Genomic DNA, 17383 nt, shown 5'->3' with positions numbered 1-17383 from the left:
GGTCGGGTTGAATGCGCAGTCTGCTCCGCCCCTCTCAAGCTTGGCAATGCTAGTCGCCGGGGCGGTACAGGTGGGCGTGGCCGGCGCGGTACAGCGCCGACTCGGCGAACGGCGCATCGCCAAGCACATGGCCGACCAGGATCAGCGCGGTGCGCCGGAAACCTTTGCTGGCAACCTGACCGACGATATCGGCCAGCGTGCCGCGCACCCAGTCCTGGTCCGGCCAGGTAGCCCGATGGACCACCGCGACCGGGCAGTCGGGGCCATAGTGGGGCAGCAGTTCTTCGACGATGCGCGGCAAGTGCTTGACCCCCAGGTGAATGGCCAAGGTACTGCCGTGCCGGGCCAGGTCGCCGAGCTGTTCGCCTGCGGGCATCGGTGAGCTGTCGCCGTAACGGGTGAGGATGACCGTTTGCGCCACCTGCGGCAGGGTCAGCTCGCAGCCCAGCAGTGCCGCGCTGGCGGCGGTGGCGGTGACGCCGGGAATGATCTGGTAATCGATGCCCAGTTCGCGCAGGTGGCGGATTTGCTCGCCGATGGCGCCATACAGGCTGGGGTCGCCACTGTGCACCCGGGCCACGTCCTGGCCGTTGGCATGTGCGGCGCGGATGGCGTCGATGATTTGTTCGAGGTGCAGTTCGGCACTGTTGATGACCGTCTCGGCCTGATGCCCTTCGAGCACTGCGGCGGGTACCAGCGAGCCGGCATAGATGATCACCGGGCACTGGCGGATCAGGCGTTGGCCCTTGACCGTGATCAGTTCCGGGTCGCCGGGGCCGGCGCCGATGAAGTAGACCGTCATGGCAAATCCTTGAAAAGATGAAAGAAGCGATTATCCGGCGCAGGCCAGTGCCAGGGTAGCGGGGCCACGCACCTGGCGGGCCACCCTGAGTGTGGCGCTGGCGTGACTGAGGCTGGCCAGGGCCAGTGCCGAGCTCTCGGCGACGCCCCAGCAGCCGCTGTGGGCGTAAGCGACGGCGGAGCGGTGGCTGAGCTGCGGCTCGAACGCCTGCAGTTGTTCGGCAGCGAAAACCACCAAAGGCAGGGCGTGACGTGCGGCGAGTTGTTGCAAGCCTGGCTCGTCGGCCTTGCCGGCGATACTGGCAAAGCCGCGAAGTGCCGTGGCATTCAGGTTGTGATGCTCCAGCACCTCTTGCAGCAAGGCTTCGAGGACGTCCACCGAGCAGCCCCGGCGGCAACCCAAGCCGGCATACAGCGCCGGCATTGGCTGCGCGATGGCCATCAGGCGTGGCTGGAGCGGCGATACAGCCAGGCGCTGAGCAGGCCCAAGGCCACCCAGAAGGCCGCGTTGGTCAGCCAGGAGGCGATCTTGAACTGAGCTTCCAGGGTTTGCGGAGCCAGGCTTTCGTGGACTTCCGGCTGCGGTGCACCGATCACGTGGGGCACCACCAGCAAGACCGCGCCCAGTGCCTTGAGCACGCCATGGCGTGCGAACACCAGCAGGGCCAGGCCCAGTGCGGTCGCGGCGGCGGTGCCGACCCACCAGCTCTGGCGCTGACCGAGGTCGGCGGCGGCGGTGCCTGGCAGTTCTGGTGGCAAGCCCAGGGTCGGGGCGAGGCAGAACACGGCGAAACCGGCCAGCCCCCACAGCGCGCCCGTGCTGGTACGGCCCGGCTCACGCAGGCTGTAGAGCGCAGCGAGGATCAGGGCGAAGCCGACGGCAACCACCAGATTGCCGCCGGTGGTCGACAGGATGCGCTGCCAGCCATCTTCTGGCGACCAGGCTTCTTCGCTGTGGGTGTGGCCAGCGCCGGCCTCTTCGCCGTGGCTGTGGTGTTCGGCAGCCGGGGCGGCCGATTCGTAGGTTTCCGCTTCGAGGATCAGCGGTGCGACCCAGAAGCTTTGCAGCAGGGTCAGCAACAGCGCGGCGAGCAGGCCGCTGAACCCGGCTGTGCGGGCAATTCGCTTGATCATGGCAGCCTCAGTGGCAGGGGAAGGCAGCGCTGTGGCGGGTGTCGTGCGCGGCGTTGTGCACGGCTTCGATGTGCGAGAACCCGGCAAAGTAGACCAGGCACAGGCCGAGCAGGCTGGCGCCGACGGCGATGACCAGGCGTTGGCTGAGGGTGACGGGAGTGGCGATGCTGTGTTTGGCGCTGGTGACGGGCATGACGCGATCCTCTGCTTTTTTGTAAGGGCAACGGACAAGCGCGGCAATCCCGGGTGCAAGGCGCCCAAGGGAATGCGACAGCGCCCGCCCACCGCGGGGTGTTCATGAACGCCAGGCCGGTCTCCGGGCTTGCGAGGAGGAGCAGGGCTCCTTGAAAAGCATCACCTTCCCATGCCGGACTGCCTGGCACAGTGGTCTGGACGCTTCGCTCGCTTACCGTTGCGGGGGCAGCACCGGATTTGCCCGGCCCTGGCAAGGGCCTGTGACGCACCGATTTCCCGTTTCACCCCCGATGGGGGCACCTGACGCAAGGCGTAAGGAGAGCACGCGGCGAGGGTGGCGTCAAATGCAGATGAAACAAGATCAGCGGCAGGCGAGCGGCCCGAACCTCGCTTTTTTGCGCAGTCCAACGTAAGCAAGGCCTCGCTTCACCTGGCCGGAGGTACGCACATGAAACGCAAGACCGCATGGGTTGTCGTGTTTTCAGGGTTGTTGTTGCTCAGTGGCTGCTGGCCTTACTGGCACGACGGGGGTCACCACCACCGGCATTACTACGATGAAGATCGTGGGGGGCACCAGGACTATCGTCGCTACTGACGCAAGGCAGCATTGACTTCATGCCTTCCGCTTGCGGCCAGGCCTGGGCCACGCAACAGTAAAGTTAGGTAAAAGCTCGCCCAGGCTGGCCGGTCTGGAATTTACACTGGCAGCGCTGCCCTGCCTGCCATAAGGCAGGGTACCGGTTTTTGCCTTTGGAGCGTTGTAATGAAGTTGAAGCATGTATTGCGTGCCGCCGTGGTGGCTGCACTGGTATCCACGCTGGCAGGTTGCTGGATGTTCATGCCGCCAGGAGGCGGTGGGGGGCATGGTGGGGGGCATGGTGGCCCAGGCATGATGGGCGGCGGGCACGGTGGCGGCCCACGCTGAGAGTATTGATACAGACGGCTGTTCGCTCACCGGCCAAGGGCTGAGCGGATAGCCCGGTTGCCGTCATGATTCTTCGAGCAACCGCCCAGGGTTGAAGAAGAACGATGCAATCATCACGGCGCTGATCACACCCAACGCGTCCGCGACCAGTAGCAGGAACTCGCTGCCGTCCTCCAGCAGCGCCTGTTGGCTGATGGCGAAGCTCGCCCCATGGGGGAAAGCGGCGATGCCCAGCAAGGCCACCGCCAATGCGACTGACAGCAGCTTGCTGTACGTCCTGCCGAATGCCAGCGTATAGGCCCAGAACACAAAGATACTGAACACGGCGAGCCCCGCAGAAGTCACGAACTGGGCGAGTATGTCCAACCACCACACCATGGGCCTCTCCTGATCGATGTGCCGGGTCGATAGGCATGAGAATCATGGCTGATTGAAATCGTTCCGTTCGGCTAAAGAAATAGTGAGAAAGCGTGAGAGTTGCCCGTAATGGGCCTTTGCCCATATAGCAAACAAGCATATTGTGCTGCGCACTTTGCGCAGTACCATAGGCACACGAAAACCAAAAAAGGGCGTTCGGCTTGGCCACTCTTTCGTAAGTTCTCGATGGGGCAGCAGGAGCGTGTCGCGTGAAGAGTTCAAGATCGGTCACAGGCGCAATACTGTTAACCACTTTTGCCACGCTGTTCATGGCCGGGTGCGCACAGAACCGGGATCTGCGCGATGGCCATGATTATACGTCCGGCACTACCGACAGAAGCACGCCCGCTTATCTGGGGTGTGTCAAAGGCGAACTTCAAGGCAATGTGAAAACCTATGAAGTTGATGGCGACAACTCGGTCAAGCTGTATGTCGAAAGTAGCGACCCCACCCAGGCCGAAGGGTTGGTGGAACTGCGCGGCACCGGCTCCCAGCGTCAGTTCACGGCCTACCAGCGCGACGCCTGGTATGACCATGGCAGGTTGCTCGATGCTGCGTTGATGTGTAAAAAAGCCTGAACCGTTGATTCACAAGAGCAAAAAGCCCGCGCACATGAGAGCGGGCTTTTTGCGATGGGTGCTGATCCATCAGCGTGTTGCATTTTATGGGATCGAGCCGTCTTGCCCATTCGACAGAAGTCTTGCGCCATGGCCATCAAGCCTGGGCACGACCTTGGTGGATTACTCCTTTGGCGCGAACCCGGCTAGAATGGCGCACGTTCCAGTCTGGTTAATTGCAAATGCCAACCTTTCGCATCCTGTTCTGTGCCGCCCTCGCTGCAAGCCTTGCCGCTTGCGCCAACCCAGGCAAGCCTACCGCCAGTAAGCTGACCTCGAAATCCCCGGACGTTTACGCTGCCTGTGTATTGCCAAAGTGGCAGGCGTTGTCGCCGCAGACCACGCAAAAGTCCATCAGCCATGGTTATCGCTTGACCGCACCTAGCGCGGTGACTTCAGACGAAGTGCTGGAAGTCGTCGAATATCACGATGGCAGCCGGGCAACGTTCTACAAAGGCAGCTTCCTGTCGAGCGACAAGCTGCGCCTGGCCGCCAGAGAGTGCCTTGAGTGACCGGCTGCCGGGTGCATCAATAGCCTGACCCGCCCATCCCACCCATGCCGGGTAGTGTCTGCCGGGACTTCTGCTGTGCATTGCTCCATTCGGCGCAGGTCATGAAACTGGTCCTGTCGACCTTACCGGCCTGATCGAAGCTGACCATGTAAGGTTGTTGCTTTTGCCCCGGCTTGGTCAGCATGTAGTCGAAGCAAGTACCTGGCACCACCGTGCGGTCGGATTGGGCGCCGGGCTCGCCGCCTATTTGCAGCACTTGCGCCTTGCTCATGCCGGTATCGACTTTGGCTACCAACGGCTGGTCATGGTAGAGAGATGAATTACTTGAACAGCCCGCGAGCGCTGCCAATACCAGCCACAGCGCACAAGTTGATTTGTTCATGGCAGTGCTCCCGTCAGAGAACGCCGTTACGCAACAGCATCAAGCCAGTCGGCTATTCATCATACGCTTGTATTGCTTTACCCGGCGCAGCGTGCACCACTGTTCCAGCAGCAGGGCTCGCAGGGGCGAGGCTTTGGCCTCGGGTTTGCGGCCCGAGGCCAGCCGGCGCATCTGCAGCTTCACCAGCGCCATGTAGGCCAGGGCGGCGAACGCCTTGCGCTTCCAGCGGATCGGTGGCAGTTCGGCCAGGGCTTTGGTCTCGCCAGCTTGCCAGCGCCGAGGCAGGTTGGGGTCGACCGCCAGTGCGGTGGCGATGCCAGCCATGGCCACGCCACTGGCGAGCACCTGTTCGACCACTGGCAAGCGGCGGATGCCACCGGTGACCATCACGGGCATGCGGGCAATCGCGGCAATTTCGCGGGCGAACTCCAGGAAGTAGGCCTCCCGTGCCAGGGTGCGGCCGTCCCGGGCATCGCCTTGCATGGCCGGTGCTTCATAGCTACCGCCAGACAGTTCCACCAGGTCCACCGGCAGTTCGTTCAGCCACAGCACGACCTGGCGTGCATCCGCAGGTTCGAAGCCGCCGCGCTGGAAGTCGGCCGAGTTGAGCTTGACCGCCACGCTGAAGCCGGGAGCCACCACCTCGCGCACCGCCTTGACCACTTCCAGCAACAGCCGCGCACGGTTTTCCAGGCTACCGCCCCAGCGGTCCTGGCGCCGGTTGGTCAGTGGCGAGAGGAACTGGCTGAGCAGGTAACCGTGGGCGGCGTGGATCTGTACGCCGCTGAAACCGGCTTGTTCAGCCAGTGCCGCGGTACGGGCGAAGCGTTGGATCAGTGCGGCGATCTCGTTTTCGTCAAGGGCTTTGGGCTGCGGGAACAGTTTCGACAAACGGCCCATGTCCAGCGCCACCGCCGAAGGCGCCACGGTTGGCTGGCCGAGGTTGGCCTGCATTTGCCGCCCGGGGTGGTTGATCTGCATCCAGAACTGCGCGCCCCCGGCGCGACCGGCTTCGGCCCATTGGCGAAAGCGTTGCAACGGCTGGCTGTCATCGAGCATCACGCCGCCTGGGCCGGTCATGGCGCTGGGGTCGACCATGACGTTGCCGGTCAGTAGCAAGCCAGCGCCGCCTTCGGCCCAGGCCTGATACAGGCGCAGCAACTGATCGGAAGGGGTCTGGTCCTGATCGGCGAGGTTTTCTTCCATGGCCGCCTTGGCGATGCGGTTGGGTATGACACTGCCATTGGGCAGTTGCAGGGGCTGGAAGGGCGTCATGCGGTGTTCTCCAAAGGTAGCGCCGGGCGTCGGGCGGGTTGGGTTTTGGAGAAGGCTAAGGTTAAAGTAAACCTTAAGGTCAACAGAGAATTTCACCCCGCATGAAAATTGGCGAACTGGCCCGCCGCACGGGCCTCAGCGCATCACGCATCCGTTTCTATGAAGCCAGCGGGCTGATCGAGGCCCGGCGCCTGGGCAACGGCTATCGGGACTACCCGGAGCAGGTGGTGAGGTCGCTGGAGATCATCACCTGCGGGCAGCAGGCAGGGTTCAGCCTGGAGGAGATGCGCAACCTGACCAACGCTTCAGGCGACGGCGCGGCGCGGCACGATCGGCTGCTGGCAAGCCTCAAGCACAAGGTGGCCGAGATCGAGGCGATGCAGTTGCGCCTGGCGCAGAACCGCGCGCAATTACTGGCGGTGATTGCCGGCATGCAGAGCAAGCCCCAGGGCATGGATTGCGATGAAAATGCCCAGCGCCTGATTGCCGGGTGGCAAGAAGGGTAGCTGACTACCGGGCTTGCTTTGCCATGTTCAGGTTTCGGCACTGTACCTCGGCATCCGCCTTGCTCGGGTAGCTGGGTTTGAGCCGCTCCTTTTCCTGATTGTCATAGATATCGAAACCACCGCATACGGTCGCCGCGTAGTCACGGGTGCCGATGCGCAGCGACTGCTTTTCGATGGGCACCGCCGGAACGATAACGAATCTTGGTTGCATGTTTCGTGCCTCCCCAGGCAGAGACCTAAGTATTAGTCGGGCCATTCCTAGCCTTCAAGGCGGTTCATGAAGAAAAGATTGCAGCCCCCGGCCCTGCGATCTGTCATCAAATGAAAACCCGCTGTCGCCCGATGCGAAGCACCCCGCACCCCGAGCGCTTACATTCCAATTACCCAGAACTGACGCCCTGCGTCCAGATCGATGATTGGAGAGACAAGCATGTCCAAAGTCGTACGTTTCCATCAGACCGGTGGCCCGGAAGTGCTGCGCTACGAGGATGCCGAGGTCGGTGAGCCCGGCCCGGGCCAGGTGCGCCTGCGTCAGGTGGCGGTCGGCCTGAACTACGCCGATACCTATTTCCGCAATGGCACCTACCCGATCCCGCTGCCCAATGGCATTGGCGTGGAAGCCTCCGGCGTGGTGCAGGCGGTAGGTGAGGGCGTGACCCAGGTGGCGGTGGGTGACCGGGTCACCTACACCGGCTTCCTCAACACCCTCGGCGCGTATTGCACCGAACGCCTGATCCCCGCCGCAGCGCTGATCAAACTGCCGGAAACCATTGCCTTCGAGACCGCCGCCGCCATGACCATGCGCGGCCTGACCGCGGCCTACCTGATGCGCCGGCTGTACGACTTCAAGCCCGGCGACACCGTGCTGCTGCATGCCGCGGCGGGTGGCGTCGGCCTGATCGTCGCGCAGTGGGCAAGGTTGCTGGGGCTGAACGTGATCGGCACGGTGTCCACCGAGGCCAAGGCCGAGGTGGCCCGCGCCCATGGCTGCAACCAGATCATCAACTACAGCGTCGAGGACGTGGCCAGCCGTGTGCGTGAGCTCACCGATGGCGTCGGCGTCAACGTGGTGTTCGACAGCGTTGGCAAGAACACCTTCATGGGCTCGCTCGATTCGCTCAAGCGCCGTGGCCTGATGGTCTGCGTCGGTACCGCCTCCGGCACCATCCCGCCGTTCGACCCACAGTTGCTGGCGATCAAGGGCTCGCTGCAGCTGACCCGCCCGGCACTGGCCGACTTCATTGCCGACCCTGCGGAAAAGGCCGACCTGGCCGGCGAGCTGTTCGACCATGTCAGCAGCGGCCGCATCCGCATCGAAATCAACCAGCACTATGCCCTGCAGGACGCCGTCCAGGCCCATCGTGATCTGGAAGCGCGCAAGACCACCGGCTCGTCGATCTTCGTCATCTGAAGAGGGCAACAGCATGCACATCGAACAACTGACCTGTGCGATCGGCGCCGAAATCAGCGGCGTCAACCTGGCTGACGCGATCCACGATGACGACCTGTTCGAGCAGCTGCGCGCGCAGCTGCTCAAGCACCGAGTGCTGTTCCTGCGTGACCAGCACTTCAGCCGTGCCGAACACGTGGCCTTTGCCCGGCGCTTTGGTGACCTTGAAGACCACCCGGTGGCCGGCAGCGACCCGCAACACCCGGGCCTGGTGCAGATCTACAAGCGCCCTGACCAGCCCAACGACCGTTATGAAAACGCCTGGCACACCGACGCCACCTGGCGCGAGGCACCGCCCATGGGCTGCGTGCTGCGCTGCGTCGAGTGCCCGCCGGTGGGCGGCGACACGATGTGGGCGAACATGGTGCTGGCCTATGAAAACCTGCCGAGTGATGTGAAGGCGAAGATCGAAGGCCTGCGCGCACGCCACAGCATCGAAGCCAGCTTCGGCGCCGCCATGCCGATCGAAAAGCGCCTGGCACTCAAGGCGCAGTTCCCGGATGCCGAGCACCCGGTGGTGCGCACGCACCCGGACACCGGTGAGCAGGTCCTGTTCGTCAACGCCTTCACCACCCACTTCAGCAATTACCACACGCCCCAGCGTGTGCGTTTCGGCCAGGACGCCAACCCCGGCGCCGCCGACCTGCTGCGCTACCTGGTCAGCCAGGCCTACCTGCCCGAGTACCAGGTGCGCTGGCGCTGGAAGCCCAACAGCGTGGCCATCTGGGACAACCGCAGCACCCAGCATTACGCGGTCATGGACTACCCGCCGTGCCATCGCAAGATGGAGCGTGCGGGGATCAAGGGCAGCCGCACCTTCTGAGTCATCCGCCGTACACACACACACACGTACGGCGCACAGCACAATAACAATAGCGAGGACTACTGCATGCAATTCTTCGACGATTCGTTGCACCCGGAAAACATGGAAAAGGTGGTGATCACCGTCGCCCCGTATGGCCCGGAGTGGATGCCCGAGGACTTCCCCGAAGACATTCCGCTGACCATGGACGAGCAGGTGCAGAAGGCGGTCGATTGCTATGAAGCCGGCGCCACCGTGCTGCACCTGCATGTGCGCGAGCTGGACGGCAAGGGCTCCAAGCGCCTGTCCAAGTTCAACGAGCTGATTGCCGGCGTGCGCGAAGCCGTGCCAGACATGATCATCCAGGTCGGCGGCTCGATTTCCTTTGCCCCCGAGGGCGAAGGCGAGGCGGCCAAGTGGCTGTCCGACGACACCCGGCACATGCTCGCCGAACTGACCCCACGCCCTGACCAGGTGACCGTGGCGATCAACACCACGCAGATGAACATCATGGAGCTGCTGTATCCGGAATATCTGGAAGGCACCTCCCTGGCCCACCCGGCGATCCACGCTGCCTACAGCGAGATGACCGTGCCCGCCGGCCCGGCCTGGGTCCGCGAACACCTGCGCCGCTTGCAGGCCAGTGGCATCCAGCCGCACTTCCAGCTGACCGGCATGCATGCCCTGGAAACCCTTGAGCGCATCGTTCGCCGTGGCGACTACATGGGCCCGCTGAACCTGACCTGGATCGGTATCGGTGGCGGTTTCGACGGCCCCAACCCGTTCAACTTCTTCAACTTCATCCACCGCGCGCCGGATGGTTGCACGCTGACTGCCGAATCGCTGCTCAAGAACGTGCTGCCGTTCAACACCATGGCCCTGGCCATGGGCCTGCATCCACGCTGCGGCAACGAAGACACCATCATCGACCAGCACGGCAAGCGCTTCGGCTCGGTGCAGCAGATCCAGCAGACCGTACGTGTGGCCCATGAACTGGGCCGTGAAGTGGCCAACGGCAAAGAGGCCCGGGCCATCTACCGCATTGGCGAGCAGTACAGCAGCATCGAACAGACCCTCAAGGCCAACGGCATGGCGCCCAATCGCCAGCCGGGGCAAAAGGGCGTACCGCAGCGGGCCTGATAGCAGGTCCGGCCCTATCGCCGGCTTGTCGTGGCGACAAACCGCGGCGATAGGGCCAGAACAAGCAGTAAAGCTTTTGGCTGTTACCCATAACAACAAGAACATCACCCACGCCAGATACTCCGAGGAGGCACCATGGCCACCTATCTCGCCAGTGCCGAAGCACCCGGCACCGACACCGCGCTCAGCGTGCCCCGGCGTTACGCCTGGGTCGTCTTCGCCCTGACCTTCGGCCTGTTGATTTCCGACTACATGTCGCGCCAGGTGCTCAACGCCGTCTTCCCGCTGCTCAAGGGTGAATGGGCCCTGAGCGACAGCCAGCTCGGCCTGCTCAGTGGCATCGTCGCGCTGATGGTCGGCCTGCTGACCTTTCCGTTGTCATTGCTGGCGGACCGTTTCGGCCGGGTACGCAGCCTGGTGCTGATGGCCGTGCTGTGGAGCCTGGCGACCCTGGGCTGCGCCCTGGCGGAAAACTACCCGCAGATGTTCATTGCCCGCTTCCTGGTGGGTGTCGGCGAGGCCGCCTATGGCAGCGTTGGCATCGCTGTGGTGGTGGCGGTATTCCCCCGTGACATGCGCTCGACCCTGGCCGGCGCGTTCATGGCCGGTGGCATGTTCGGCTCGGTGCTGGGCATGGCCCTGGGCGGCGTGCTGGCCCAGCACCTGGGCTGGCGCTGGGCGTTCGCCGGCATGGCCCTGTTCGGCCTGGTGCTGGCGCTGCTTTACCCGCTGATCGTCAAGGAAGCGCGCATCACCCCCACATGCGCCAAACAGGCTCAGGTCAAGGCCAGCAACCCGCTGCGCACCTTGTATGGCTCGCGCTCGGTGATCGGTGCTTACATCGGCAGTGGCCTGCAACTGTTCGTCGGTGGCACGGTCATCGTCTGGATGCCCAGCTACCTCAACCGTTACTACGCCATGGGCACTGATCGCGCCGGCGCAATTGCTGCGGTCATCGTGTTGTGCAGCGGCATCGGCACGATCCTCTGCGCGATGCTCTGTGACCGCCTGGGCCGCCAGCGCCCGGACCGCAAGATCAGCCTGGCCATCGGCTATTGCCTGGGCAGCTGCCTGCTGTTGTCGGTGGCCTTCGCGCTGCCGGCAGGTACCGCGCAACTGGTGCTGATCTGCCTGGGCATGATGATCGCCGTCGGCACCAACGGCCCGTCCAGCGCCATGGTCGCCAACCTGACCCACGCCGCCGTGCATGGCACGGCGTTCGCCACCCTGACCCTGGCCAACAACCTGCTGGGCCTGGCGACCGGCCCGCTGATTACCGGCCGGGTATCCGACCTGATCGGTCTGCACGCCGCGTTCCAGCTGGTGCCGCTGGTGAGCATCGGCGCCGCCGCCGTGTTCTTCATTGCCAAACGCCATTACCACAGCGACATGGAACGTCTGCAAGCATCGGTCAGCCGTACCGAGGAGTTGAGTTCGTGAAACAGACGTTGTCCGTCGAAGTGTTCTTCGATTTCATTTGCCCGTGGTGCCTGATCGGCCAGCGCCAGTTGCAGGCCGCCCTGTTGCTGCTGCAGCGCGAGCAGCCGCAGGTTGAAGTGACCCAGCAGTGGCAGGGCGTGCAACTGCTGCCTGGCCTGCCCGCCGGTGGCTTGCCTTTCCACGCGTTCTATGTGCAGCGGCTGGGCAGCGAACAGGCCGTTCGCGAGCGCCAGGCGCAGGTGCGTGCTGCGGCCAGCGTGGTGGGTGAAGATATCGACTTCACGCGTATCCGCCGCATGCCCAATACCGCCAATGCCCACCGCTTGCTGCAACGTGCATCCGGCCTGCTCAGCGCCAGGCGGCTTGAAACCCTGCTGGCGCAGCTGTTCATTGCCTACTTCCATCAGGGGCGCGACCTGGGCGACAACCGGGTACTGCTCGCGATTGCCCAGTCCTGCGGACTGCAGGTGGCACAAGTGGTCGATTGCCTGCGCGACGATGGTAGCCCGTTCCTTGGCGGCGCCGGGCGCGCGGGCAGCGCGGTGCCGTGTTTCCGCTTCAATGGGGGCCGCCTGATCCCCGGCGCGCAACCTGCCGAAGTGCTGTTCGCCGCCATGCGTGAAGCCCTGCAGATACAGGTGCCGGCATGAGCCGGCGGATCGCCCTGGCCGCGAGCCAGGTGCCCGAGCGCAACGGGCGTGTGCTGGTGGAGAGCCACGGCAAGAGCCTGGCCGTGTTCAATGTGGCCGATACCCTTTACGCCATCGACGACAGTTGCCCGCACCAGGGCGCCTCGCTGTGCGGCGGGCGCCTGGAGGGGCGGGTCATCCAGTGCTGCGCCCATGGCCTGCGCTTTGACCTGGCCAGCGGCTACCTGCTCAATTCCACCGCGCTGAAGGTCAACAGCTACCCGGTCGAGTGTCAGGGCCAGCAGGTGTTCATCGTGCTGAATGACGAGGAGGGCGGGCAATGAGCACGCTGGCTATAACGGCGGCACAACACCGCATTCGTGCATTGGCCCCAGGCGTTGCGGTCAGCCTGATCGTGGGCGCGGCGGCGAGCTTTCTGAGCGAGCATTATGCGGCCCCGGTCATGCTGTTTGCCTTGCTGCTGGGCATGGCCCTGAACTTCCTTGCCGTCGACGGGCCGTGCAAGGCCGGTATCGAGTTCACCGCCCGCGGTGTGCTGCGCCTGGGCGTGGCTCTGCTGGGCATGCGCATTACCCTGGACCAGATCGCCAGCCTTGGCTGGAAACCTGTAGTACTGGTGATCACGCTGGTGGCGGTGACCATCGTGGTCTCGGTGATTGCAGCAAAGGCCTTGGGCTTTTCCCGCTTGTTCGGCCTGTTGACCGGCGGTGCCACGGCCATCTGCGGCGCCTCGGCGGCGTTGGCGTTGGCGGCAGCGTTGCCCCAGCACCCGCGCAAGGAGCACGCCACGTTGTTCACGGTGATTGGCGTGTCGGCGTTGTCGACCCTGGCGATGATCCTCTACCCGATGATTGCCAATTGGCTGCACCTGCCGCCGGGGCAGGCTGGCGTATTCCTGGGTGCCACCATTCACGATGTGGCCCAGGTGGTCGGCGCCGGTTACAGCATGTCCACCGAAACCGGCGACATCGCCACGGTGGTCAAGCTGATGCGCGTGGCCATGCTGCTGCCGGTGATTGTCTGCGCGGCGATGATCACCCGCCGCCAGGGCCTGGATACCGGTGGCCAGCGTCCGCCGTTGCTGCCGTGGTTCGCCGTCGGCTTTGTGCTGCTGGCCTGCGTCAACAGCACGGGGTGGGTATCTGCGGCGGTGCAGGGCGGTATCAATGACCTGTCCCGTGGCTGCCTGGTGGTGGCTATCAGCGCCCTGGGCATGAAGACCCAACTCAAGGCCTTGGCGTCCGTGGGGCTCAAGCCCATCGCGCTGATGGTGGGGGAGAGTGTGTTCCTGGTATTGCTGGTGCTGGCCCTGATGCACTGGGGCCTTTAAGGCGCCTGTTCGGCATGCTGCGCCCGCCAGCTGGCGGGCGGCATGCCGAACTGGGCGATGAACCAGCGGGTGAATGAACTGGGCATCGAGTAACCGAGCATGTCGGCGATGCGCCCCAGCGAATAGCTGGGGTTTTCCAGGTAACGCATCACCAGGTCGCGGCGCACGTTGTTGATCATGTCCTTGAACGTCAGCCCTTCCTCTTCCAGGCGCCGTTGCAGCGTGCGCACATTCATGCCCTGGGTCTGCGCCACCTGTTCGATGGTGGCGCGGCCCATGGGCAGCAGCAGGTAGATGGTCTTGCGCAGCTCCAGCTCCAGTGACGGCGTGCCACCGGCCGGCAGGGTGTCCAGGTAGCGCCGTGCCAGGCGTGCCATGGCCTCGTTGGCCTGGGGGCTGGCGCTGTCGAGGTCGGCGGCGGGGCAGACGATGCCGTTGAACTCGCTGCCGAACACCAGCGTGCAGCCGAAGATGCGCCGGTGGACGGCCAGGTCGGCCGGCGCGGCATGAGTGAAGTTGGCGCTGATCGGGTGCCACTGGGCACCCAGCAGCGCCGCGCACAGGCGCAGCATCACGCCGATGGCAAGCTCCGTGGCCTGGCGGCTGCACGGCGCCCGCTCGTTGATCACTTCCTCACGAATAATGACCGTCTTGCCGGCTTCCTCGACATGGATGGCCAGTGCATCGTTGAGCAGATGACGATACTGCACGATCACTTCCAGGGTATCGCGCAGGTTGCGCTGGTGGCTGAGCAGCAGGCTGATCTCGCCGAAATCCGAGAGCTGGCGCGACTCGGCCATGCGCAAGCCAAAGGTATCGCAGCCGCTGACACGGGCCGACTCTTCCAGCAGGGTAATCACGTTGGCTGCCGGAATCCGCCGGTCGGGGTCTTCGAGCATTGCAGCGCTAAGGCCCACCTGGGCGAGCAGGGCGTTAGGGTTCAGGCCCACGTGGCGGGACACTTCGAGGTAGTTGGTCAGGCTGGCGGCACGGACTAGGGCTGGCATTTTTATTGTTTTCCGTCAGGCGGTCTGTGATTTATAGCCTGCGTGTCATCAATTGAGAAGCACAAGCCCGAAACATCAGCTTGTCATCAAATGAAAAGTCACTGACGCGCAATGTGAAGCACCCGTCGAGCCCCCTCTTTACTGTGAACCTCGTACCCGATCCAAGCCGAGGTCCTGACGTGGAAAAACTGCAAACCACCGCCACCGTGCTGATCATCCCTGGCCTGCGCGAGCATGTCAGCGAGCATTGGCAAACCCTGCTTGAAGCGCGCCTGGCCAAGGTCCGCAGCGTGCCACCGCTGCAGGTCGACGGGCTTAGCTGCAACGCCCGTGTCGAAGCTATCCAGCGCGAGCTGGAACAGATCGACGGCGAGGTGGTGCTGGTGGCGCACAGCGCTGGCGTGTTGATGGTGGCCCACTGGGCGGCCCGTTATCAGCGGCCGATCAAAGGCGCCTTGCTGGCCGCACCGCCCGACTTGCACGCCCAGTGGCCGGCTCAGTACCCCAGCCCGCAAAGCCTCGCCGAGCAGGGTTGGTCGCCGTTGCCGATGGCACCGCTGCCGTTCCCCAGCATCGTCGCCGCCAGCAGTAACGACCACCTCGCCAGCTTCGATGCAGCAGGTGGCATGGCGCACGCCTGGGGCAGCGAGCTGATCGCCCTCGGGCCGGTCGGCCACCTCAACCCGGCAGCCGGGTTTGGCCCCTGGCCGCTGGCTGAAAACCTGATTCGTCGCCTGGACCACTGATCTGCCAACCCCGCACGGATGCCCAAGCCAAGCCCGCAGATGACGGGCGGCCATGAACAACAAGAACAATAAGTGGAGTCATCGCAATGCCAGAACACCGCATTCACCGTGCTGTGAAACCACAGCGCTGCCTGCTCGCCTGCGCCATCAGCCTGTTCAGCCTGCCCGGCGCGCAAGCCTTCGAAGTCACCACCGGTAGCGAAGACTGGGCCGTGCGCTTCGACAACACGGTCAAGTACAACTATGGCGTGCGCACCGAAAGCGCCGACAAACGCCTGCTCGGCACGCCCAACAGCAACGACGGTGACTACAACTTCCGCAAGGCTGGCACCACGGTCACCAACCGGGTCGACCTGCTGACCGAGCTGGACGTGGTCTACCAGGGCAACACTGGCTTTCGCGTCAGCACCGCCAGCTGGTACGACAAGGCTTATGACAACACCGGCTCCAACAGCAACCCGTTCGTCAACGGCAACGGTGACCAGTCCGGCATCAACCCCAGCCTCAACGGCCTGCCGGGCACGGGTGTGCCGCTGGGCAGCCCGCACCTGAGCAACTATGCCCAGCGTTACTACAGCGGCCCGTCCGGTGAAGTGCTGGATGCCTTCGTGTTCTTCAGCCGCGATGTGGGCGAGCAATCGCAAGTCAGCGCCAAAGTCGGCCAGCACAACCTGTTCTGGGGGGAAACCCTGCTCAACCCGGTGCACTCGCTGAGCTACGGCCAGTCCGGGCTGGACCTGGCCAAGCTGGCGGCCTCGCCGGGCACCGAAGCCAAGGAACTGTTCGTCCCGCGCAACCAGTTGTCCACGTCGTTCATGGTCAACCCCGAACTGACCTTGGGCGCCCAGTATTTCTTTGACTGGGATGCCGCGCGCCTGCCAGAGGCCGGTACCTTCTATGGCGGCTCCGACGTGGTGGGCGAGGGCGCCGAGAGCTTCCTGCTCGGCCACACCGGTACCCCCGGGCTGATCCCGGTGCGCGGCGCGCTCACCACCATCCGCCGTGGCGACGACCTGACCCCGCGCAACAGCGGCGACTGGGGCGTCATGGCCAAGTGGTCGCCCGAGTGGCTTGGCGGCACGCTGGGCTTTTACTACCGCAAGACTTCCGAGATCCTGCCCCAGGCCTGGCTCGACGCACGCGGCATGACCGTGGCCCGGGGGCCGTTCGGCAACCCGCCAGGCGGCCGCCAGGGTGCGGTCGGCAACCTGTACAACTCGCTGCAGAGCACCACGTACCAGTTTGCCTATTCCGACGACATCGACATCTATGGCCTGAGCCTGTCCAAGGAAATCGGCGGCATCAGCGTCGGCAGCGACCTCAACATTCGCCAGCACATGCCCCTGGCGAGTATCCCGGCCATCGTCAGCGCCCCCGGCACCGCTGGCCTGGGCGGCGGCTTCGGCCTGCTGCCACCACGCCTGGCCAGCAGCGGGGTGATCTACGACGTACCCAAGGACGGCGACAGCCTGAGCGCCACCGGTGAAACCCTGCACTGGACCCTCAACGGCCTGATGACCATCGGCAACACGCCGCTGTTCGACTCGGCAACCCTGCTCGGCGAGCTGTTCTACAGCAACCTGCTCAAGCTCGATGGCCACAACGAGGCCCTGTACAAGGGCAAGAGCAGCTACCGCGGCATTGACCAGCCGACCCGTGACAACTGGGGCATCGCCGTCAACTTCACCCCCACCTGGTTCCAGGTGATGCCAGGTGTCGACATGAGCATGCCGCTGTCGGTCAACGTCGGCATCGACGGCGTGTCGCCCGTGCAGGGCGGCGGTGCCAAGGACACCGGCAACTATGCGGTCGGCGTCAGCGCTGCCATCTACAACCAGTACTTCGTCGACCTCAAGTACGTCGACAGCTTCGGCAAGACCCAGTCCTGCAAGGATGGCCAGACCGACGGCAGCACGCCGAACGCCCTCGACGGCGAACAGGACTACACCTGCTACGGCGGCGGCTACGCCTCCTTCTCCGGCGGTGGTGCCACCACCGAAGACCGTGGCGCCCTGTACCTGACCCTCAAGACCACGTTCTGAGACCTGTCCCCC

23 protein-coding genes and 1 riboswitch are annotated in these 17383 nt (G+C 64.2%); of the genes, 14 read left to right on the top strand and 9 right to left on the bottom strand.

Annotated features, from left to right (window positions below; genetic code table 11):
- Positions 1-49: 49 nt before the first annotated feature.
- The 4 genes from cobM to F6X59_RS18950 are packed head-to-tail and all read right to left on the bottom strand — an operon-like array spanning position 50 to position 2128.
- Positions 50-802, bottom strand: coding sequence for a precorrin-4 C(11)-methyltransferase (gene cobM, locus F6X59_RS18965; RefSeq protein WP_152957553.1), 753 nt, complete (start codon positions 800-802; stop codon positions 50-52).
- A 30-nt stretch (positions 803-832) separates the two neighbouring features.
- The gene (locus F6X59_RS18960; protein ID WP_152957633.1) at positions 833-1225 is read right to left on the bottom strand and encodes a cobalamin biosynthesis protein; all 393 of its coding nucleotides are present in this window, start codon (positions 1223-1225) and stop codon (positions 833-835) included.
- A 17-nt stretch (positions 1226-1242) separates the two neighbouring features.
- Positions 1243-1935: a CbtA family protein gene (locus F6X59_RS18955; protein ID WP_152957552.1), complete on the bottom strand. Its 693-nt coding sequence runs from the start codon at positions 1933-1935 to the stop codon at positions 1243-1245.
- Between the two features lie 7 nt (positions 1936-1942).
- A complete protein-coding gene (locus tag F6X59_RS18950) occupies positions 1943-2128 on the bottom strand; it encodes a CbtB domain-containing protein (protein WP_152957551.1) in 186 nt (61 codons plus the stop codon).
- A gap of 96 nt (positions 2129-2224) precedes the next feature.
- Positions 2225-2449: riboswitch (cobalamin riboswitch) on the bottom strand.
- Positions 2450-2578: 129 nt separating this feature from the next.
- Here F6X59_RS18950 and F6X59_RS28435 point away from each other — a divergent pair.
- Together F6X59_RS28435 and F6X59_RS28430 are read left to right on the top strand one after the other, a co-directional pair.
- Positions 2579-2725: a hypothetical protein gene (locus F6X59_RS28435; protein WP_178120112.1), complete on the top strand. Its 147-nt coding sequence runs from the start codon at positions 2579-2581 to the stop codon at positions 2723-2725.
- A gap of 168 nt (positions 2726-2893) precedes the next feature.
- Positions 2894-3055, top strand: a complete 162-nt coding sequence (locus F6X59_RS28430; protein WP_178120111.1) for a hypothetical protein — start codon at positions 2894-2896, stop codon at positions 3053-3055.
- Between the two features lie 63 nt (positions 3056-3118).
- Here the strand turns inward: F6X59_RS28430 and F6X59_RS18945 are convergent, their stop codons facing one another.
- Positions 3119-3433: a hypothetical protein gene (locus tag F6X59_RS18945; protein ID WP_152957550.1), complete on the bottom strand. Its 315-nt coding sequence runs from the start codon at positions 3431-3433 to the stop codon at positions 3119-3121.
- Positions 3434-3681: 248 nt separating this feature from the next.
- Between F6X59_RS18945 and F6X59_RS18940 the strand changes: the two genes are divergently transcribed.
- Together F6X59_RS18940 and F6X59_RS18935 are read left to right on the top strand one after the other, a co-directional pair.
- On the top strand, positions 3682-4050 hold the full coding sequence (locus F6X59_RS18940) for a hypothetical protein (protein WP_372240445.1): 369 nt from the start codon (positions 3682-3684) through the stop codon (positions 4048-4050).
- A 221-nt stretch (positions 4051-4271) separates the two neighbouring features.
- Complete coding sequence (locus F6X59_RS18935; protein ID WP_110638049.1) at positions 4272-4601, top strand: hypothetical protein; 330 nt, start codon at positions 4272-4274, stop codon at positions 4599-4601.
- A gap of 16 nt (positions 4602-4617) precedes the next feature.
- Here the strand turns inward: F6X59_RS18935 and osmE are convergent, their stop codons facing one another.
- Both osmE and F6X59_RS18925 read right to left on the bottom strand, forming a co-directional pair.
- Complete coding sequence (gene osmE / locus F6X59_RS18930; RefSeq protein WP_152957549.1) at positions 4618-4983, bottom strand: osmotically-inducible lipoprotein OsmE; 366 nt, start codon at positions 4981-4983, stop codon at positions 4618-4620.
- 39 nt (positions 4984-5022) lie between these two features.
- Positions 5023-6258, bottom strand: a complete 1236-nt coding sequence (locus tag F6X59_RS18925; protein WP_152957548.1) for an NADH:flavin oxidoreductase/NADH oxidase family protein — start codon at positions 6256-6258, stop codon at positions 5023-5025.
- Positions 6259-6359: 101 nt separating this feature from the next.
- Here F6X59_RS18925 and F6X59_RS18920 point away from each other — a divergent pair, with 101 nt between their 5' ends.
- Positions 6360-6764 carry a MerR family transcriptional regulator gene (locus F6X59_RS18920; RefSeq protein ID WP_152957547.1) on the top strand — a complete coding sequence of 135 codons (405 nt, stop codon included), beginning with the start codon at positions 6360-6362 and terminating at the stop codon, positions 6762-6764.
- 4 nt (positions 6765-6768) lie between these two features.
- On the opposite strand, the gene F6X59_RS18915 is transcribed toward F6X59_RS18920, so the two are convergent.
- Positions 6769-6975 carry a hypothetical protein gene (locus F6X59_RS18915; RefSeq protein WP_152957546.1) on the bottom strand — a complete coding sequence of 69 codons (207 nt, stop codon included), beginning with the start codon at positions 6973-6975 and terminating at the stop codon, positions 6769-6771.
- A 219-nt stretch (positions 6976-7194) separates the two neighbouring features.
- Between F6X59_RS18915 and F6X59_RS18910 the strand changes: the two genes are divergently transcribed.
- The 7 genes from F6X59_RS18910 to F6X59_RS18880 all read left to right on the top strand — a co-directional run bounded on the left by F6X59_RS18910 (position 7195) and on the right by F6X59_RS18880 (position 13576).
- Positions 7195-8175, top strand: a complete 981-nt coding sequence (locus tag F6X59_RS18910) for a quinone oxidoreductase (protein ID WP_152957545.1) — start codon at positions 7195-7197, stop codon at positions 8173-8175.
- 13 nt (positions 8176-8188) lie between these two features.
- On the top strand, positions 8189-9037 hold the full coding sequence (locus F6X59_RS18905; RefSeq protein ID WP_152957544.1) for a TauD/TfdA family dioxygenase: 849 nt from the start codon (positions 8189-8191) through the stop codon (positions 9035-9037).
- A 66-nt stretch (positions 9038-9103) separates the two neighbouring features.
- Positions 9104-10156: a 3-keto-5-aminohexanoate cleavage protein gene (locus F6X59_RS18900; RefSeq protein ID WP_152957543.1), complete on the top strand. Its 1053-nt coding sequence runs from the start codon at positions 9104-9106 to the stop codon at positions 10154-10156.
- A gap of 135 nt (positions 10157-10291) precedes the next feature.
- Positions 10292-11596, top strand: coding sequence for an MFS transporter (locus F6X59_RS18895; protein ID WP_152957542.1), 1305 nt, complete (start codon positions 10292-10294; stop codon positions 11594-11596).
- A complete protein-coding gene (locus F6X59_RS18890) occupies positions 11593-12246 on the top strand; it encodes a DsbA family protein (protein ID WP_346651995.1) in 654 nt (217 codons plus the stop codon). The genes F6X59_RS18895 and F6X59_RS18890 overlap by 4 nt, the downstream gene beginning before the upstream one ends.
- Positions 12243-12569, top strand: coding sequence for a Rieske 2Fe-2S domain-containing protein (locus tag F6X59_RS18885; protein WP_152957541.1), 327 nt, complete (start codon positions 12243-12245; stop codon positions 12567-12569). Before F6X59_RS18890 ends, F6X59_RS18885 begins: the two co-directional genes overlap by 4 nt.
- Positions 12566-13576: a YeiH family protein gene (locus tag F6X59_RS18880; protein WP_152957540.1), complete on the top strand. Its 1011-nt coding sequence runs from the start codon at positions 12566-12568 to the stop codon at positions 13574-13576. The genes F6X59_RS18885 and F6X59_RS18880 overlap by 4 nt, the downstream gene beginning before the upstream one ends.
- Here the strand turns inward: F6X59_RS18880 and F6X59_RS18875 are convergent.
- Positions 13573-14583, bottom strand: coding sequence for an AraC family transcriptional regulator (locus tag F6X59_RS18875; RefSeq protein WP_152957539.1), 1011 nt, complete (start codon positions 14581-14583; stop codon positions 13573-13575). The two genes, F6X59_RS18880 and F6X59_RS18875, sit on opposite strands and share 4 nt — an antisense overlap.
- A 179-nt stretch (positions 14584-14762) precedes the next feature.
- On the opposite strand from F6X59_RS18875, the gene F6X59_RS18870 reads away from it, so the two are divergent.
- Together F6X59_RS18870 and F6X59_RS18865 are read left to right on the top strand one after the other, a co-directional pair.
- Positions 14763-15329, top strand: coding sequence for an RBBP9/YdeN family alpha/beta hydrolase (locus tag F6X59_RS18870; RefSeq protein ID WP_372240444.1), 567 nt, complete (start codon positions 14763-14765; stop codon positions 15327-15329).
- An 86-nt stretch (positions 15330-15415) separates the two neighbouring features.
- Entirely contained in the window at positions 15416-17371 is a 1956-nt protein-coding gene (locus tag F6X59_RS18865) for a DUF1302 domain-containing protein (RefSeq protein WP_152957538.1), read from the top strand.
- The last annotated feature ends 12 nt before the right edge of the window (positions 17372-17383 follow it).

It is taken from the genome of Pseudomonas sp. MN1F (assembly GCF_009391885.1).
Lineage (GTDB): Bacteria > Pseudomonadota > Gammaproteobacteria > Pseudomonadales > Pseudomonadaceae > Aquipseudomonas.
Note: the sequence above shows the minus strand (reverse complement) of the source record. Positions and strands in the feature narration are given on the sequence as shown.

Coding starts and splice junctions, on each gene's coding strand:
- F6X59_RS18955 (WP_152957552.1), bottom strand. CDS start 1,935: ATGATCAAGCGAATTGCCCGCACAGCCGGGTTCAGCGGCCTGCTCGCC.
- F6X59_RS18915 (WP_152957546.1), bottom strand. CDS start 6,975: ATGCAACCAAGATTCGTTATCGTTCCGGCGGTGCCCATCGAAAAGCAG.
- cobM (WP_152957553.1), bottom strand. CDS start 802: ATGACGGTCTACTTCATCGGCGCCGGCCCCGGCGACCCGGAACTGATC.
- F6X59_RS18925 (WP_152957548.1), bottom strand. CDS start 6,258: ATGACGCCCTTCCAGCCCCTGCAACTGCCCAATGGCAGTGTCATACCC.
- F6X59_RS18910 (WP_152957545.1), top strand. CDS start 7,195: ATGTCCAAAGTCGTACGTTTCCATCAGACCGGTGGCCCGGAAGTGCTG.
- F6X59_RS28435 (WP_178120112.1), top strand. CDS start 2,579: ATGAAACGCAAGACCGCATGGGTTGTCGTGTTTTCAGGGTTGTTGTTG.
- F6X59_RS18865 (WP_152957538.1), top strand. CDS start 15,416: ATGCCAGAACACCGCATTCACCGTGCTGTGAAACCACAGCGCTGCCTG.
- F6X59_RS18895 (WP_152957542.1), top strand. CDS start 10,292: ATGGCCACCTATCTCGCCAGTGCCGAAGCACCCGGCACCGACACCGCG.
- F6X59_RS18950 (WP_152957551.1), bottom strand. CDS start 2,128: ATGCCCGTCACCAGCGCCAAACACAGCATCGCCACTCCCGTCACCCTC.
- F6X59_RS18880 (WP_152957540.1), top strand. CDS start 12,566: ATGAGCACGCTGGCTATAACGGCGGCACAACACCGCATTCGTGCATTG.
- F6X59_RS28430 (WP_178120111.1), top strand. CDS start 2,894: ATGAAGTTGAAGCATGTATTGCGTGCCGCCGTGGTGGCTGCACTGGTA.
- F6X59_RS18945 (WP_152957550.1), bottom strand. CDS start 3,433: ATGGTGTGGTGGTTGGACATACTCGCCCAGTTCGTGACTTCTGCGGGG.
- F6X59_RS18905 (WP_152957544.1), top strand. CDS start 8,189: ATGCACATCGAACAACTGACCTGTGCGATCGGCGCCGAAATCAGCGGC.
- F6X59_RS18875 (WP_152957539.1), bottom strand. CDS start 14,583: ATGCCAGCCCTAGTCCGTGCCGCCAGCCTGACCAACTACCTCGAAGTG.
- F6X59_RS18920 (WP_152957547.1), top strand. CDS start 6,360: ATGAAAATTGGCGAACTGGCCCGCCGCACGGGCCTCAGCGCATCACGC.
- F6X59_RS18885 (WP_152957541.1), top strand. CDS start 12,243: ATGAGCCGGCGGATCGCCCTGGCCGCGAGCCAGGTGCCCGAGCGCAAC.
- F6X59_RS18900 (WP_152957543.1), top strand. CDS start 9,104: ATGCAATTCTTCGACGATTCGTTGCACCCGGAAAACATGGAAAAGGTG.
- F6X59_RS18960 (WP_152957633.1), bottom strand. CDS start 1,225: ATGCCGGCGCTGTATGCCGGCTTGGGTTGCCGCCGGGGCTGCTCGGTG.
- F6X59_RS18935 (WP_110638049.1), top strand. CDS start 4,272: ATGCCAACCTTTCGCATCCTGTTCTGTGCCGCCCTCGCTGCAAGCCTT.
- osmE (WP_152957549.1), bottom strand. CDS start 4,983: ATGAACAAATCAACTTGTGCGCTGTGGCTGGTATTGGCAGCGCTCGCG.